The following is a 17312-nucleotide window of genomic DNA, read 5'->3' on the forward strand; positions in this document are numbered from 1 at the left end:
ATCCTTTAACGTAATTTCAAGGTGGCTAAGCCAACCAAGACTAAAATGATGGAGATGATCCAGAATCGCACGATAACGCGAGGCTCTGGCCAGCCTTTTAATTCATAGTGGTGGTGGATTGGCGCCATTCTGAAAATCCGTTGGCCGCGCAATTTAAATGATCCCACCTGCAAAATAACCGAGAGCGTTTCCACCACAAATACGCCACCCATGATCACCAGTACGATTTCTTGACGCACTAACACAGCGATGATCCCTAGCGTGCCGCCAAGTGCCAGTGAGCCAACATCGCCCATGAACACCATGGCTGGGTAAGTGTTGAACCACAAAAAGCCGAGGCCCGCGCCGACAATGGCTGTGCATACAATCACCAGTTCACTGGTCAAGGGTAAATACGGAATATTCAGGTAAGCGGAAAAGTTAATGTTGCCTGTGGTGTAAGCAAAAATCGCGAATGCACCAGCCACTAGAACAGTAGGCACGATAGCTAAGCCATCTAAACCGTCCGTTAGATTGACCGCATTACTGGTCCCGACAATCACAAAATAAGTCATCACGATGAAGAACATGCCCATTTGCGGCATCACATCTTTGAAAAATGGCACGAGCAAGGCGGTTTCAGCCGGGTCTTGCTGGCTGGCGTATAAATACAAGGCGACACCAATAGCAATAACCGACTGCCAAAAGTACTTCCAGCGCGCAATCAAGCCTTTCGGGTCTTTACGCACGACCTTACGGTAGTCATCAATAAAGCCGATAATGCCGTAACCGACAACGACACTTAACGTGACCCAAACATAGCGATTGGTTAAGTCTGCCCATAACAGTACGCTTACCACAATCGCCGCCAAAATCAGTAAGCCACCCATAGTAGGTGTGCCTGATTTGGCCAGATGGGATTGAGGGCCGTCATCACGCACCGTTTGGCCAATTTGCATGGTTTGCAACCAACGGATCATCCGCGGGCCAATTAAAACGGCAATTAACAGGGCCGTTAGCGTGCTCAAAATGGCACGAAGCGTCAGATAAGAGAAGACCCGAAAGCTTGGCTCAAACTGTTGTAGCCAATCGGCCAGTAGCATCAACATGCCATTAGCTCCCTAAAGCGTTCAAACTTTCCCACGGGGGATGCCTCCAAAGCTTCCACTACCAACTCCATACGCGCACTACGGGAGCCCTTTACTAAAATGCTGATATCTCGTTTCTCCGCTGCTAAATGCTCGGCTAATGCCGCGACTAATTTGTCTTTATCACTAAAATGGTAACCGCTCTTTTGATACACATCGCTGGCGCTTTGACTGAGTACGCCAAGAGTGTACAAGTCGTCTATGCCCTTTTCTTTGGCATATTCCCCTACTTGCTGATGATAAAAGCGTGCTCGCTCTCCTAGTTCAGCCATATCGCCTAACACTAAAATTTTGCGCCCAGCAAAGCTGCCAAGTAAATCAATGGCTGCGTTTACAGAGGCCACGTTAGCGTTGTATGTGTCATCAAGTACTTTAACCTGACCACTTAACTGCTTAACTTGTAAGCGACCACTTACTTGTGCCATGTACTGCAACCCAGCTTGCACATCCTGTAAGTTAGCACCTACTTCTATCGCTAATGCAGCAGAAACTAAGGCATTGCTGACGTTATGAATACCAGGCAAAGGCAAAGTGATAGACACCTTACCGATGGGCGTGACCATCAGAAAGTCTGCGCAACCACTTAAACCAAGTACGACATCCTGTGCGTAATAATCGGCTTCACCTTGGGTCGAAAAACGCTGATTACGTAGATGTTCATACTTACCGTGCCAGAACGCGTAGAATTGGCTGTCGGCGTTGAAAATAGCTAGCCCGTCTTTTCCTAACCCTTTGAAAATTTCACTTTTAGCGCGTGCCACACCTAATAAGCTGCCGAACCCTTCAAGGTGAGCAGCAGCAGCGTTAACGATCGTAGCCACATCTGGCTTTACCAACTCAGTGGTATAAGCAATTTCCCCAAGATGGTTAGCACCTAACTCAACTACGGCGAACTCGTGCTGCGCTTCAAGACGCAATAAGGTAAGAGGCACACCAATATCGTTGTTGAAGTTGCCCTTAGTGGCGAGCACTTTACCGCGTCGAGATAAAATAGCAGCAACCATTTCTTTGACTGTGGTTTTGCCACTGCTACCGGTGATAGCCACCGTCTTTGGTGCTACCTCACGCTTTACTGCCTGTCCCAATAGTCCCAGAGCGGCTTTGGTATCGCTAACTAATATTTGGGCTAACGGGGTATCCACTTGACGGCTAACAACTACCGCTATTGCTCCACTTGTTTGAGCCTGTTCGATAAACTTATGGCCATCGAAATTTGGTCCGCTCAAGGCAATAAATAAATCATTTGAATTTATATGACGCGTGTCAGTGCTGACACCCTGAATTATGGCGTCTTCAGCAATACTGTTTTCGCTGCGAATAATTTCGCCCTGCACTTGCTGCGCAATCCACGCCAATGAAACCGGGATCATGTGATGTTCCTCTCAAACATTTGTTGTACGTATTCACGCTCGTCGTAAGCAACCGTTTGGTTGCCAATAATTTGGTAATCTTCGTGGCCTTTACCTGCCACTAAAATGATGTCATTCGCTGTCGCGTTCGATACGGCTTGTTCAATAGCCGCCTTGCGGTCAAGTACCACCTGCACTTTTTCTGGGTGTACACAGCCACTTAGAATATCGTTAGCAATCGCGGTGGGATCTTCCGAACGACTGTTGTCATTGGTAATGGTCATGTCATCTGCGTAGGTTTCAGCGACCTCTCCCATTAAAGAGCGTTTACCTGTGTCTCTGTCGCCACCGCAACCAAAAATAACCGACAAACGCCCTTGGCTATGTTGGCGAAGCGCCACTAACGCTTGCTTTAAGGCATCTGGCGTATGGGCGTAATCTACTACAACGGTAGGCGAGTTATTCCCACCAAAACGCTCCATGCGACCGGTGACCGGCACCAACAAATGCGCATGCTTAGCGATATCATTTAGCGATTCACCTAGACATAACTGACTCGCTATTGCAGCCAGTGCGTTAAAAATGTTAAAGCGCCCTAGTAAAGATAATTGAATGTCACATTCACCCCATGAGCTCACCAATTTAAATCGGCACCCTTGGTTCGAATACACGACATCCTTGGCTAAACATTGATGCTCAGCGTCCGTTAGCATTAAGCTCTCGTCAGCGATCCCGTAAATAACAGGCGTTACCGCTGAAGGTAACTGCGCCAACCAACGCTTGCTCTCAATTTCATTCCCGTTGAGTACCGCGAATCTGAGCTCAGGTTGCTTCAACAACTCGCGTTTAGCTTGGGCGTAGGCTTGCATAGTGCCGTGATAATCAAGGTGGTCTCGTGTTAAGTTCGTCAACACAGCCACATCTGTTTTAAGCGCAGCAACGCGTTGTTGTACTAATGCATGAGAAGACACTTCAAGGGCGACTTGTTTAACCTGATCTTGTGCAAATTGCGCCATCAATTTATGCATGCTGATAGCGTCTGGCGTGGTGTTCGCCGTTTCACTATGCGATGCGCATACCCCTGATTGGTCAATCACACCTGAGCCTAATGTGCCAATTGACGCGGCGCGCTTATTAAGTAGCGCTGCCAATTGACTGGTCAATTGTACTGTCGATGTCTTGCCGTTGGTGCCCGTCACGCCAATCACTTGTAAGGACTTGGCTGGGTAACCATAAAATGCAGCCGCAAGTGCGGATAACTGAGCAGATAAGTCATAAAAGCTGATGATTAACGATTGCTCGCGCATGCTCGTATGCCCGTGCTCTGCTTGGGTTTCGCACTCGGCTATGATGACCTTTGCGCCTAGGCTGATCGCTTGAGGAATAAAATCTCGCCCGTCACGTACATGGCCTTTGAGCGCAATAAATGCACTGTGAATAGCCACATCACGGCTATCAAGCACCAAAGATTCAATCGTAATGTCCCCGGCCTGAATACCAAATTCTAACAGTAGCGGTTTTATACTCTGCGCTGTTTTTGAATGAGCTCGCTTTAATTGAGCTTGGTTAGTTTGCACTTGTTTGCTATCCAGCATGAGACGCTCCCGTAATTGAGGCCAGTGAAGACACTGACTTGTCATCGGGGGGAACGTTTAACATTTGCAAACTATTAGACATGATTTTTGAGAACACAGGCGCTGCGGTATCACCCGCATAATATAAGTCACCGCGGGGTTCGTTGATCAGTACCACTACCGCAAGTTGCGGGTCAGATACAGGCGCCACACCAGCGAAGATACTGACGTACTCTTCGCCGTAACCACCAGCGACCGCTTTTCTACTGGTGCCCGTTTTGCCTGCTACACGATAACCAGGAACACGCGCTTTCGTGCCTGAGCCGCCTTCATTGACAACACTTTCCATCATGGTCAGTACTTCATGAGCGATGTCCTCGCTGAGTACTCGCTCTTCCGGCGCTTTTTGCTCACTCTTTATCACGCTAAGCGGGCGTTTAATGCCGCCACTGCCCAATACGCTATACATTCTGGCTAGCTGGGCTGTGGTCACCGACAAGCCATAACCAAATGATAAGGTGGATAATTCAAACTCTGACCAGCGGCTGCGATCGTGAAATATACCGCTACTTTCACCAATAAGATTCGAGCCTGTGTCGCTCATTAACCCCATGTTGTAATACTGATCTATCAAGAATTGCTTTGGCACAGATAAAGCCAACTTTGAGGTGCCCATATTACTCGATTTACGAATGATCCCGGTTAAATCCAACTCACCGTAGTTACGAGAATCTCGCACCATGCTACCGCCTACGCGCATCCAACCAGGTGAGGTATCAATAACGCTGTCCATTTCTACTGAGCCAAATTCCAATGCGCTAAGCACCGCAATAGGCTTAATCGATGAGCCGGGCTCAAAAGCATCTGTAATCGCGCGATTACGAATCCTGTGACCAGAAACACCGCTACGATTATTCGGGTTATAAGACGGGTTATTAACCATGGCCAGTATCTCGCCGGTTTGCACATCAACCACAACGGCTGAAGCGGACGTGGCTTTGTAATACTGCACGGCTTTTTTCAATTCTTTGTAGGCAAAGGCCTGAATACGCTGGTCAATCGTTAACTGAATATCTTTTGGCTCTTCACCGGCTTCTTGCTCTAAAATTTCCACCTGACGGCCTTTGCCGTCACGACGAATCTTACGACTGCCGGGGGCTCCCTTCAGCCATTCGTTATATAACTTTTCGATACCCTCGATGCCCTGATCGTCAACATTGGTGAAACCAATTAGCTGCGCAGACACTTCTCCTGTTGGATAATAGCGACGGGACTCGTCTCGCAAATACACCCCACTTATGGAAAGCTGATCCACATAATCAGCCATCGCAGGTGAAACTTGACGTTGAATGTACACAAAACGCTTTTTCGGATTTTTCACGCGTGAAACGAGCTTGGTGTAATCTTGACCTAACACGTCAGCGAGCGCCTGCCAGCGGCGCTTATCATTTAATGAACCGTTTTCAACGATGGTTTTCGGGTCAGCCCAAATGGCTCTTACTGGCACACTTACCGCCAAATTCTGGCCATTTCTGTCGGTTATCAAACCTCGGTGCACCGGCATATTTTGCGTGCGTAATGTGCGGTTATCCCCTTGCTTAATCAGCAAGTCAGGGTCGATAACTTGAATGTAAACTGCCCGAGCTGATAGCCCAACAAACACCAACATAATCACGCCTATCACGAGCAAATAGCGCCACTGCAAAGCAGTAGGGGCGACATTTTGCTTCGCTTGCTGATTACGTTTTTTGTTGGTGCTAACTCGGCTCATTTTATTCTCACCACCACTTCTTCATCAGCTTGCGGGCGGCGCATGCCTAATTGCTTAGACACCAGGTTCTCAATACGATTATGTTCGGTTAACGCGCTTTGTTCTAAAATCAGATTTCGCCATTGGACATCTAGCTGATCTTTCTTTTGCATCAGGCGCTCAAGCGCAATCGACGCCTGGCGATTATGGTGTGCACTCAAGATAACGGCACCCGCGCTAACTAACAGTGACAAAAACAACAAAACCCGCACGGGATGGCGGGCTAGGTCAGCAAGCAGAAAGCCGACGAGTTTGAAGTTAGTTTCTTGGGTACTCATAATTTTTCGGCAACCCTGAGAACCGAACTACGGGCACGGACATTTCGAGACAACTCATCACTTGAGGGTTTTATGGCTTTGCCTATGGCTTTCATGGCTTTATGAGAATCTATTTCAGCCTGCATAATGGGTAAACCATGGGGAACTTGAAGACCGCGACTTTGCTCTCGAATAAAGCGTTTTACTAGTCTGTCTTCCAATGAATGAAAGCTGATCACAGACAAGCGTCCACCAGAATTCAAGCTATTTAACGCGGCTTTCAAACCCGTGCGAATTTCATCCAGTTCACTGTTGATATAGATACGAATACCTTGAAAGCTGCGCGTTGCTGGATGCTTGAACTTGTCTTTAACGGGGACCGCCAAATCGATAATTTCGGCCAATTGCGCCGTGGTGGTTATTGGTGCTTCTTGACGCGCGTTAACAATACCGTGAGCAATACGTTTACCAAATTTTTCTTCACCAAATTCTTTGATGACTTGTGCAATATCTTGCTCTTCAGCATGGGCTAACCACTGGGCAGCACTTTGCCCTTTAGTTGGATTCATGCGCATGTCTAATGGCCCTTCACGCATAAAACTAAAGCCACGCTCTGGCTCATCTAGCTGGGGTGAAGACACGCCCAAATCCATCAAGATACCGTCTACTTTGCCGTGCAGTTCAAGAGAGGTAAGCACCTCTTCCATTTCTGAAAAGTTACAATGATGTATACTGAAACGTGCATCATCCGCCAGCGCTTTAGCCGCTTCAATCGCTGAAGGGTCACGGTCAAGGGCAATCAAGCGACCGTTTGACGATAACTGAGATAATATCTGCTTAGTGTGACCACCACGCCCAAATGTGGCATCCAGATAGACGCCGTCGGGTTTAATCGCTAACCCGTCAATGGATTCTTGCAGCAGTACAGATAGGTGTGATGGTTGCGTAGTCATTAGAGTGAGAAATCCTGCAAGCGCTCAGTTAATTCAAAGGCTGCTTCTTGCTCAGTCGCAACATCTTGTTGTATTTGTTGTTGCCAGACACTGTGATCCCAAATTTCGAATTTGTTCAATTGGCCTACCAACATAATTTGTTTATCTAAATGAGCATGCTCGCGCAGCGGCGCAGTCAATAGAAAGCGACCGCTCTTATCCATCTCCCCTTCGGTTGCATAACCGAGCAGTAAACGCTGTAATCTGCGCTCATGGGGATTCATACTGGATAGGCGCGAAAGTTTAAGCTCAATTTCTTCCCATTCAGGAAGTGGGTAAAGCAGCAAGCAAGGTTGCTGGGTGTCAATAGTACACACCAGTTGCCCCTGACAATCATCCAGCAAAGACTGACGATACTTCGTTGGTATCGTTACCCGTCCTTTTACGTCAAGATTGATTGCGTTAGCGCCGCGGAACATTTCCTAGCCTTTTTTATAATTCGTTACTGATTTAGAACCATTTCTCACTAAATATGAGTTTTTGATCCACTTTTTGCCACTTTTACCCACGATGCACAGTTTAGGTACCTCATGTCCATCATGTCAAGGGATAAAACAGGCAATTTGACGATGCCTCAAGCCAGAGAAATCAAGGCGTTGGCTGAAGTGACTGATATGTGAAAGGAATTACTAAAAGTGACGCATTTTGGCATCACCGAAGGCATGTAAATCTCACTACTCGTTTGCGAAGGCAGCTAAGACGGCGGATTTTTAATCAGTCAGGGAAGGAAGTCACACACAAAAGGGGGTAAAAATGTAAATAAAATGGGTTAAATTTGAAAATAAATAATATTATAATATATATGTACATAAGAAACTGTCCGACGTTGGTGATTGAACCACGTGTTTGCTTATAATGACAGCCCTATCAATATCAATGAGTTAGTTATGTCCAATTACGCTACTTACCCAAGCCTGAAAGGCAAAGTTATTCTTATAACCGGCGGTGCTACTGGTATCGGTGCGGTTATGGTAGAAGCGTTTATGCGCCAACAAGCCCGAGTCCTTTTTGTTGATGTGCAAGAAGAAGCTGCTCATGCATTGTGCAGCAAATTGCATGCAGAGCTGGGTGCAGCCCCCATTTTTAAGAACTTAGATACAACGCATATAGACGAACTACAGGCCTTTATAAGCTCAATTGGACACAGTCACGGGCGGTTAGACGTGTTAATTAATAATGTCGCCAATGACACACGCCACTCTCCTCTTGATATCGACCAGCAAGGTTGGCGCGACTGTATGGCTGTGAACCTCGACTCGACGTTTTTTGCTTGTCAAAGCGCGATCCGCCTAATGCGCGACAAACGTGCCGGCAATATTATTAATATGAGCTCTATCAATGTGCTGATTGGACCAAAACAAATGCCCGGTTACGTAGCGGCTAAATCGGCGTTAAACGGTTTGAGTAAATCCTTGGCCAATCAATACGGCGAATATGGCATACGAGTTAATACTATATTACCCGGCTGGGTGGCCACTGACCGTCAGCTCGCTCTTTGGTTGACACCAGAAGCAGATAAGGAATGGCAAAAATCCGTTGCCCTGCGTGGCAGCCTCGAACCCATACACGTGGCTAATATGGCGCTATTTTTAGCAGCAGAGGACAGCGCAATGATTACTGGTCAGCAGTTTGTCATTGACGCAGGGCGAACCTGATGAACATGCAGTCTGATATTATTATTTTGGGTGATTGGGGCACAAGCGTATGCCGTCTCTACTTGTGCCGCTTTCATCAACAAGAGCTCACCGTTTTGGCACGCACCAAGGGCATGGGCATCAAATATATTAATAACCCTGAGTCTCGATTTTTTGAGTTATGCCAACCTTGGATAGAATTATACGGAAATGTGCCGGTATTTTTAATTGGTGCCGTCGGCTCTGACACCGGCTGGAAACAAACCAGCTATGTGCCTTGTCCCACAGATAAGAACAACTTATTGGCGTTGAGTAAAAGTTTTTCAGCTCGCGGCTTGAACATCACCATTTTACCCGGTGTGTCTTGTCAGAACCGCCATCATCTGCCTGATATTATGCGCGGTGAAGAAACCCAAGTATTCGGCTTTTTGTCTCAAGTGCTTAACATCTCCGATAAACGCTTGATTTGCCTGCCTGGTACCCATACCAAATGGGCATTATGTGAAGGTGAAAGCATTACTTCTTTTGTGACCAGTCCAGTGGGAGAACTTTATGAAGTGCTGAGTCAACATAGTGTACTGCTTAGCCCTGCTTCTGTACCCAGCTGGTGTAAAAGCAGTTTTACCAATGGATTACGGGTAGGCATGCATCAATCGAGTAACTTACTGCATACCTTGTTTGCTACCCGGGCGTATCAGATCATCGACAAACGCACCAACGCAGAAGCTGCTGGTTATTTGTCAGGCTTACTGATTGGTTCAGATGTAAAAGCGGCTATGCAAGATTTTGATATTTTCTCGCATGTGGCAGTCATTGGCTCGGACCATATCTGCGGTTTGTATGTTGAGGCACTAGAGTATATGGGGATCAGCACTGAACACTTCAGCAACGAAGATGCGACCTTATTAGGCCTACAAACCCTAGCTTCAGTAAAATGGCGCGACCTCGCCGCTAATACACCAAGCGAGCAATCGTAACGTGAAGCCAATAAATCAGTCAAAAGACGTGAGTTTATATCGCTGCTTAGCAGTGGAAAACGAATTAGGCGAAGGCGTCATTTGGGATCCCAGGCAACAATGTGCCTTTTGGACAGACATACTAGGCAAACAATTCTATCGCTGGGATTTTGATAACAAGGTGACTCAATACCCCTGCCCTGAAAGATTATGTTCTTTTGGCTTAACCCCTGAGCCAGATTGGTTTATCGCTGCGTTTGAAACGGGTTTTGCATTTTTTAATCCGATTGAACAAGACATCCAATGGATAAGCAAAATAGAAGCCGATTTACCTTACACTCGTATGAATGACGGCAAAGTTGACCGTCAAGGGCGTTTTTGGGCCGGCTCCGTCATCGAAGATGACAGTGTGGATGTCTCCAGACTTGCAAACGACCAACAAGCCAAACTTTATCGCTTAGACGCCAATGGCCAAGCGCGCACTATGTTAGATGGCATTTCCATCGCTAATGGGCTGGCGTTCAGCGCCGACAGTAAAACAATGTATTTCGCTGATTCAGCTAAGCAACAAGTATGGCGCAGTGATTTTGAGTCTGAATGTGGCACGCCAAGTCAATTGGAGCATTTTTTTGCTACGACAGGCAACGCATTTCCAGATGGCTCGTGCATTGACAATCAGGGTTACCTTTGGAATGCTCAGTGGGGAAGCGCTTGTGTAAAACGATACTCCCCATCAGGAACACTAGATTTCACCCTACCCGTTGATTGCCAACAGCCGTCATGCGTAAGCTTTGGCGGCCCAGACCTTAATCATCTAATTATTACATCCGCACGTGAGGGGCTATCTCGTGAGGATGATGAAATCTATAAGCACAATGGGGCGGTAATGATTTATCACACACCGTTTAAGGGAATAGCGGAGCCAATATGTACAGTGCCTCGGCGGCAATAACACCGTCTCGGCGAAACTGGCACTGTCAGCTCATTAATTAAAATAACAATGAAACGCGGAAAAAATCATGGCAAGTAGAATGTTTAGCGGGAATTTTACCCGTCACATAGTGCAATCGTTGGGCAAAGCAATTGCTTTAGGTGAGTACCCACAAGGGGAGCCGCTTATGGCAGAAGCTGCGCTGTGCGAATCGTTTGATGCAAGTCGCACGGTATTGCGTGAAGCAGTAAAAATGCTAACCGCGAAAGGCATGTTAGATGCCCGCCCTCGCCGGGGCACCATAGTGTTACCAGAGTCACAGTGGAACTTGTCAGACCCTGATATTTTAAATTGGCTACTGGATCGAAAAGGCTCACTGCCAATTATTTCAGAATTCGCCGATATGCGCTTAGCCATTGAGCCTGCAGCGGCAGGGTTGGCGGCGCAAAATTTAACGGAAGAAAACCGGCAAACCCTGAACGCTGCCATTGAGCGTATGGAAGCAGCAGCAAGGGGAGAAGACGATCATCTTGATGCTGACATTGCTTTTCATGTTGGCATTTTAGAAGCCAGCGGAAATCGTTTTTTTTGGAATATGCGTCATACCATTGAGGTTGCGCTACGTTTCAGTATTCGTATTACCAACCGCCACAAAGGCGTAGACCGTGCAAGTGTGGAAGATCATCAAGAGATCCTAGATTATATTTTAGCGGGTGATCATCAGTCCGCTGAGAACCAAATGCGTAGCCTATTGTTAGAAGCAAAAACCCTTCTCAATAAAGCGCTAGACGATGAAAAGAACAGAAAATCTCAACAAAGTTAACCTATAAAAAGTTAACCTGTAAAAGGACCGAAATTGCGATGCGGATCAAAGATTGTATATTAGCTATTGACCAAGGTACTACTTCAACACGAGCCATTATTTTTGCGCCCGATTCGAGCATTATTGCCGTAGCCCAACAAGAATTCACTCAGCATTACCCAAATGATGGTTGGGTAGAACATGACCCAGAAGATATTTGGTCATCAACCGTTGTGGTATGTCGCCAAGCTATTTCAGAAGCAATAGCAAAAGGTGCCCGTATCGCAGCGATTGGCGTTACGAATCAACGTGAAACTACGGTCGTGTGGGATAGAAACACAGGCCAAGCTATTTACAACGCGATTGTATGGCAAGATAGGCGCACCGCAAAAACGTGCCGAGAAATGCAAGATAAAGGCTTGTTTGACGTGGTGAATTCACGCACAGGTTTATTGCTTGACCCATATTTTTCCGCCTCAAAGGTCGCATGGATTTTAGATAATGTTGAAGGGGCTCGTGAAAAAGCAGACGCCGGAGACTTGGCTTTCGGTACGATTGATTCGTTTTTGATCTGGCGGTTAACTGACGGACAGGTGCACGCCACTGATGTGACCAACGCCAGTCGCACCAACTTATTCAATATCCATGACATGGCATGGGATCCAAAACTGCTAGAGGTCTTCAACGTCCCTAAATCAGTGTTACCCGTGGTCAAAGAATGCGCTGATGATTTTGGCCATACTACCGAAGATTTATTCGGCTTTTCCTTGCCAATCCTAGGTGTTGCAGGAGACCAACAGGCCGCCAGCATTGGGCAATGTTGCTTCAAAGAAGGCGCGATAAAGAGCACCTATGGTACTGGCTGTTTTGTCATGCTAAATACAGGCACCAAAGCCTTTAACTCTAAAAATAAACTGCTCACGACCGTGGCTTACACCATTAAAGGTGAAACCCATTATGCCCTTGAAGGCTCAATTTTTATTGCGGGCGCTGCCATTCAATGGCTGCGTGATGGTTTAGGCGTCATTAAAAGTGCTTCAGAAACTGAAGACTTAGCCAAGTCATTGGATGACGATCATGGTGTATACATGGTGCCGGCCTTTGCAGGACTAGGCGCGCCACATTGGGCGCCAGATGCTCGCGGTGCCGTATTCGGTTTAACACGAGGCACCACTAATGCACACTTTGTGCGCGCGGCCCTTGAGTCAGTGTGTTATCAAACCTCAGATTTGCTGCATGCCATGGCAGAAGATGGCGTATCACTGGATAAAATTCGCGTCGATGGCGGTATGGTTGGCAATAACTGGTTATGCCAATTCTTGGCTGGCATTTTAGATGTCACAGTAGAGCGGCCTAAAATCATGGAAACCACAGCCCTAGGCGCGGCTTATCTTGCCGGTCTTAAAGCGGGCATCTACGCGTCATGTGAGCAGCTAGCCAGTATGAACGAAGTAGAAAGCAGCTTTGACGCTGAAATGCCTTCTTCTCAGCGCCGAAAATTAATTGCGGGCTGGGAAAACGCGGTACAAAGCACATTAGGTTATACGAAATGATCAAACATCGTCTTTTTGGGACGCTGCCTGACGGACAGAAAGTCACTGAATACAGCTTGCGAAATAAAGTCGGAATGCAGGTAGATATTCTTGATTTGGGCGGCATCATTCGTCGCTGGTTAGTGCCAGATGCAGAACCGTTAAAATCAGATGCGCCGCAGGCACCAGTGGATATCGTGCTTGGCTTCGATACTCTCGAAGATTATATCGCTGACCAAGCTTACGTAGGAGCACTTGTTGGACGCTACGCAAACCGTATCGCCAAAGGACATTTCGCGTTAAACGATGTAAATTATCAGTTAGATGTGAATCAAGGTGGTAACAGCTTACATGGCGGTTTTGAAGGGTTTAATCGCCGAGTTTGGCAAGCGCAAACACTAGATAATGACGCTGAAGCCTCCTTGATGCTAACGCTTACCAGTGAAGATGGCGATCAAGGCTTTCCCGGTCGATTAGAAGTCAATGTGACTTACACTTTGCATGAAACGGGTTTGAAAATAACCTACCGCGCAAAAGCAGCGCAAGACACGGTGTTCAATCCTACCCAACACAGTTACTTTAACTTAGCCGGACATAACAGCGGCTCCATTGAAGATCATCAAGTACAAATTTTGGCCAGTCATTACACCCCAACCGATGAGCACGCTATCCCCACGGGGGAATTAGTTGATGTAAATAACACGCCGTTTGACTTGCGTGAAATGACGACACTTAAGAGCCCATTGCAGTCCAGCCATAAGCAGATAAAACTTGGTAATGGCTTTGATCACAACTGGTGCTTAGATGCTTACCAAGCCAAGATGAATGCGCCAGAGCTGGTCGCTAAGGCTTTCGAGCCAAAAAGTCGGCGCACTATGAGTGTTTTGACCACTATGCCTGGCATGCAGCTGTACACAGCAAATTACGTTGGGCCAGAGCCCATTGGAAAAGGCGCAACAGAGTATCAAGGTAAACAAGCATACTGCTTTGAAACGCAGTTCTACCCAGACTCACCTAATCAAAGTCATTTCCCCAGCGCCACGCTTAAGGCCAATGAAGAGCATTACTCGGTGACCGAATATCGTTTATCCTTTTCGTAGATAGTTTGCAAAGTATCTTATCCACAAAGGTATAAACAAAAAACGCTGCCATTTGGCAGCGTTTTTTTAATTAAAGCTTACTCAACTTTCGGCGGAGGAATCAGAGCTTTCTTGTGCTTTTGATTTACGGACTTTATACAATTTCCGTATAAACGCCCCGAGCCCGAGAACGATGATCACCCCAAACTTCTTCAAAAATATCAATGCAGCCGCGATTAGCCCCGTTTTTGCAAGCACTTTGCCAGCCACCAGCGCACCAATCCCATATGCTGCCACATCGTCTATATCTGGGTTAAAGTCAGCGTATTTTGACCCCTCTTTAAAGTCAGCGATAGCCAGCACACTATCGAGGTTTTGATTGATCAGCGGCAATTGATCCATGCCCGCAATAAAGTTCAATACTAGAACCCCCTTTCGGCCTAGCACACGAATATTGTAATTAAGCGTATTTACCGGCGCATCACCAAATTTAATCTCTTTGGCCCAGTGCAACTTATTCGACGCTTTATCGTAGTAGGGCTTCGCAGCCCAGCCTACTAATGATATAGCGTCGTAACCTTGTGCAACGCGCTCTTCACTGTTGAGTGAGGTATCTTCTTTCATTTGAGTCAGCAAGTCATCGTAATTGATGTCGTCGGCATCGTCGTCTGTGACATAACCATCTTGTTCATACTCAATAGTGACGCCCCAAGAGCTTGTTTCAAACGGAGTCGCGCCTGTTGGAAAAAGCATCCCTAACATGGTCTCTGCACTGCCTGGTGGATTGCCCCATATATCTTCCAATACCTTACGGGAATCAGCAGCGTTTAAAAAATAGAATGTATCTGGCACGTTTAGCTCTGCGACATCCCCTGGTAGCGATATATTACCTGTTTGCGGCTCCATAGCGTCCCATAACGCATTGGCCCACTTTATGTATTCTTGCTGTTCTATATCTTGGGGGCTTAGCGCTTGTTGATCTAGCTCTTGTTGAGCCAACTCGCTTGATTGCTGACTGGGTACGGCGTCTTGAGCACGTGCGTTCATCGTTGCGATAAACAGCAAAGTACAAAACACTCTAACTAATAATTGCATAATATCCCTATTAAAATAATCGGCTTTTCATGATCCCTAGCCTACCCATCGCAGATACCTAGCTCACTGATCCGTAAGCTTTTTATATCAGAGCCCGAAGACCTAGTCCAATTTTCATGGCATAAAGATTAAGCACAAAAAAGACCATAGAGAGTTAAATAACTCGGCTATGGCCAATAGGAAGTCACACTCGATGACACACAACTTTGTACTGCAGATTCGGGGTTAGAGCCTACTTGATAACCCTAAAACTCCTTGACGAAATTCATGTATTGTTTCATGTCGCCCACTATGGCTTGCTCTAACAGCTTGCCGGTATCGATGGCATAAGGCTGATTAAAATGAATATCCCAAACGTCAGACTCTGTACGCCAATGCTCATATACGACTAGGGTGTCGTCTTGCCCCTCGATAGTATATAAGTCAAACACTAAGTTTCCTGGCTCTTCACTTCTCGTATGCACAATGTGACTGGAAAATTGTTTAAGCAGCTGCTCTCGATACTCAAGCTTAATCTTAAATATAAAAAAGATACTGAAGACTTCATCTTGGGGCTGCACCTGCTTAGGGTTGCTTTCATGCAATGGCGCTGGATGAGTATCCTTTAAATTTAGCACTTCTAAGGGCGACGCAAGGGCCGTTTCAGCCAGCTCAAATAGCGCTTTTGCGTACGGTTGATTCGCATGCGTTTGGTGAGCTTCAGCACTTGCCCAGCGCTCGTAAGCAAAAATGGTCGTTGGTGAATCCTTACCCTCAAAGAAACGCATTTCCAGCATCCCCGGCTCGTTCTGTGAACCTAGTTTATTATTGTTTAAAACCTGTTTGAACGTTTCGAGTTGTTCGGGCTTTACATCAAATTTTACGATCAGAGTGAGCATGGTCATGTCCTTTCTATTGAAATATTTCATTGGGTTTAAAGGCAGCGTCTGTCACTTCATGTTGCCGCAACAGGTCTGCCTCAGTCAGTGATGAAATACTATCTTTCATTGCTATATTGAAAAACCAGCAGAATGCAGAAAGACTTTCAATGAAAATTTGATAACGAAATGCGGCACTCAGCAGTGCATGCTCTGCATGCTGCGTTCAATACCGAGAATAATCCCGTTTTTGCCGAACCGTACGTCGACAAAGTCCCCCTGATGAAACCGACCTTCAATCTGCTGAATGTTACGAAGAGCATCGATTAAACGTTGAGAAACTCTGACTATTTGCGCGTCGCAGGTTTGCAGTTGCCAGCCGTCGCTTACTTGGGCTAACACAGCATGCTTTTGGTGGTGCATAACCAATACTTCTCGCTGTGCTAAATAGTCAGCGTAATGCGTGGCAAAACGCTCTGAAATCGCCTCCGACTGTTTAGTTGAAGCTAATGAATGCAACGTGACCTGGGTATATGTTTTATTAGCAAATACCTGTGATGAATCATCCCATGCGCTGTGGTGCCAGAACGTGATCAGCACTAGAAGCAGTGTACTCGCAGCTAACGCAACATTTCCGAGGCGTTGCCAAACGTGCCTATTCTGCAATCCAGAGCGCTGGGCGTTAAGCGTAGAGCGCTTAATTGCTGGTGGCGCTTTGATCTGTGCTTTGCGCGCTTGGTATAAACTCGCTAGTGACGAATCGTTTAATTCATTTTGATTGTGTTTCTCTTTTTGCTCAGACATGCTTGTGTCCTAACCCCTCTTTCAATTGCTCGCGCAGCGATGCTTTGGCATAACGCAGTCGACTCTTAACGGTTTCCTGACCGCAGTGGGTGATTTGCGCAATTTCTTGCATGCTGAACCCTTCTTGTTGTAAACAAAAAGCTTCTCGCTGCACAAACGCTAACGAATTCAACGCTCCATCAAAGCGCCCTAGCAGTGAGCATGATGTGATAGCAGGAGCAGCTGCCCTATCGATTGGCGCACTTTCGTACACCAAACGTTTTGTTTCGCGATACTCGTCAATCAACAGGTTTCGCGCCAAGGTAAATAACCAGGCTTTAAAAAGCCCTGTGTCCTGATATAAATGTCTTTTCTCAATAACCTTGAGCCACGTCTTTTGACTAATATCTCTTGCCAAGGTGCTGTCCGATAATGTCAGCAGAAAGTGATATAAATCGTCTCCACAAGCATCATAGAGTTTGGTTAATACGCCTTGGTCACCTGAAACGGCATATCGTCGCATCAAATATTCAT

Annotated in this window: 17 protein-coding genes; 6 read left to right on the plus strand and 11 right to left on the minus strand. The window is 46.6% G+C overall.

The features are described from left to right. Positions 1-5 precede the first annotated feature (5 nt). The 7 genes from mraY to mraZ are packed head-to-tail and all read right to left on the minus strand — an operon-like array spanning position 6 to position 7528. Positions 6-1088, minus strand: coding sequence for a phospho-N-acetylmuramoyl-pentapeptide-transferase (gene mraY, locus AC0L6N_RS15775; RefSeq protein ID WP_473475839.1), 1083 nt, complete (start codon positions 1086-1088; stop codon positions 6-8). After that, entirely contained in the window at positions 1082-2497 is a 1416-nt protein-coding gene (locus AC0L6N_RS15780) for a UDP-N-acetylmuramoyl-tripeptide--D-alanyl-D-alanine ligase (protein ID WP_473475842.1), read from the minus strand. The genes mraY and AC0L6N_RS15780 overlap by 7 nt, the downstream gene beginning before the upstream one ends. Beyond that, on the minus strand, positions 2494-4071 hold the full coding sequence (locus AC0L6N_RS15785) for a UDP-N-acetylmuramoyl-L-alanyl-D-glutamate--2,6-diaminopimelate ligase (RefSeq protein WP_473475844.1): 1578 nt from the start codon (positions 4069-4071) through the stop codon (positions 2494-2496). The genes AC0L6N_RS15780 and AC0L6N_RS15785 overlap by 4 nt, the downstream gene beginning before the upstream one ends. Continuing rightward, positions 4061-5821, minus strand: a complete 1761-nt coding sequence (locus AC0L6N_RS15790) for a peptidoglycan glycosyltransferase FtsI (protein ID WP_011576255.1) — start codon at positions 5819-5821, stop codon at positions 4061-4063. Before AC0L6N_RS15790 ends, AC0L6N_RS15785 begins: the two co-directional genes overlap by 11 nt. Then, the gene (ftsL, locus tag AC0L6N_RS15795) at positions 5818-6138 is read right to left on the minus strand and encodes a cell division protein FtsL (protein WP_011576256.1); all 321 of its coding nucleotides are present in this window, start codon (positions 6136-6138) and stop codon (positions 5818-5820) included. Before ftsL ends, AC0L6N_RS15790 begins: the two co-directional genes overlap by 4 nt. Continuing rightward, positions 6135-7070 carry a 16S rRNA (cytosine(1402)-N(4))-methyltransferase RsmH gene (gene rsmH / locus AC0L6N_RS15800; RefSeq protein WP_473475847.1) on the minus strand — a complete coding sequence of 312 codons (936 nt, stop codon included), beginning with the start codon at positions 7068-7070 and terminating at the stop codon, positions 6135-6137. The genes ftsL and rsmH overlap by 4 nt, the downstream gene beginning before the upstream one ends. After that, positions 7070-7528, minus strand: a complete 459-nt coding sequence (gene mraZ / locus AC0L6N_RS15805) for a division/cell wall cluster transcriptional repressor MraZ (protein WP_006994258.1) — start codon at positions 7526-7528, stop codon at positions 7070-7072. The genes rsmH and mraZ overlap by 1 nt, the downstream gene beginning before the upstream one ends. A 468-nt stretch (positions 7529-7996) precedes the next feature. Here mraZ and AC0L6N_RS15810 point away from each other — a divergent pair, with 468 nt between their 5' ends. The 6 genes from AC0L6N_RS15810 (at position 7997) to AC0L6N_RS15835 (ending at position 14064) form a co-directional block, all read left to right on the plus strand. Beyond that, positions 7997-8764 (plus strand): SDR family NAD(P)-dependent oxidoreductase, encoded by a 768-nt coding sequence (locus AC0L6N_RS15810; RefSeq protein WP_473475851.1) that lies wholly within the window; start codon positions 7997-7999, stop codon positions 8762-8764. After that, entirely contained in the window at positions 8764-9720 is a 957-nt protein-coding gene (locus AC0L6N_RS15815) for a 2-dehydro-3-deoxygalactonokinase (protein WP_473475853.1), read from the plus strand. The genes AC0L6N_RS15810 and AC0L6N_RS15815 overlap by 1 nt, the downstream gene beginning before the upstream one ends. A gap of 1 nt (position 9721) precedes the next feature. Further along, positions 9722-10651 (plus strand): SMP-30/gluconolactonase/LRE family protein, encoded by a 930-nt coding sequence (locus AC0L6N_RS15820; protein ID WP_473475855.1) that lies wholly within the window; start codon positions 9722-9724, stop codon positions 10649-10651. Between the two features lie 67 nt (positions 10652-10718). Then, positions 10719-11453, plus strand: coding sequence for a FadR/GntR family transcriptional regulator (locus AC0L6N_RS15825; protein ID WP_011576261.1), 735 nt, complete (start codon positions 10719-10721; stop codon positions 11451-11453). Between the two features lie 38 nt (positions 11454-11491). Beyond that, positions 11492-12985, plus strand: coding sequence for a glycerol kinase GlpK (glpK, locus tag AC0L6N_RS15830; protein WP_473475857.1), 1494 nt, complete (start codon positions 11492-11494; stop codon positions 12983-12985). Then, positions 12982-14064: an aldose epimerase family protein gene (locus tag AC0L6N_RS15835; protein WP_473475859.1), complete on the plus strand. Its 1083-nt coding sequence runs from the start codon at positions 12982-12984 to the stop codon at positions 14062-14064. Before glpK ends, AC0L6N_RS15835 begins: the two co-directional genes overlap by 4 nt. An 81-nt stretch (positions 14065-14145) precedes the next feature. On the opposite strand, the gene AC0L6N_RS15840 is transcribed toward AC0L6N_RS15835, so the two are convergent. The 4 genes from AC0L6N_RS15840 to AC0L6N_RS15855 all read right to left on the minus strand — a co-directional run bounded on the left by AC0L6N_RS15840 (position 14146) and on the right by AC0L6N_RS15855 (position 17301). Then, positions 14146-15138: a DUF2167 domain-containing protein gene (locus AC0L6N_RS15840; protein ID WP_473475861.1), complete on the minus strand. Its 993-nt coding sequence runs from the start codon at positions 15136-15138 to the stop codon at positions 14146-14148. Between the two features lie 245 nt (positions 15139-15383). Further along, entirely contained in the window at positions 15384-16016 is a 633-nt protein-coding gene (locus AC0L6N_RS15845; RefSeq protein WP_473475863.1) for a putative quinol monooxygenase, read from the minus strand. Between the two features lie 177 nt (positions 16017-16193). Beyond that, entirely contained in the window at positions 16194-16799 is a 606-nt protein-coding gene (locus tag AC0L6N_RS15850) for a hypothetical protein (RefSeq protein WP_473475866.1), read from the minus strand. Continuing rightward, a complete protein-coding gene (locus tag AC0L6N_RS15855) occupies positions 16792-17301 on the minus strand; it encodes an RNA polymerase sigma factor (RefSeq protein ID WP_473481353.1) in 510 nt (169 codons plus the stop codon). Before AC0L6N_RS15855 ends, AC0L6N_RS15850 begins: the two co-directional genes overlap by 8 nt. Positions 17302-17312 lie beyond the last annotated feature (11 nt).

It is taken from the genome of Paraglaciecola sp. G1-13, assembly GCF_055809255.1.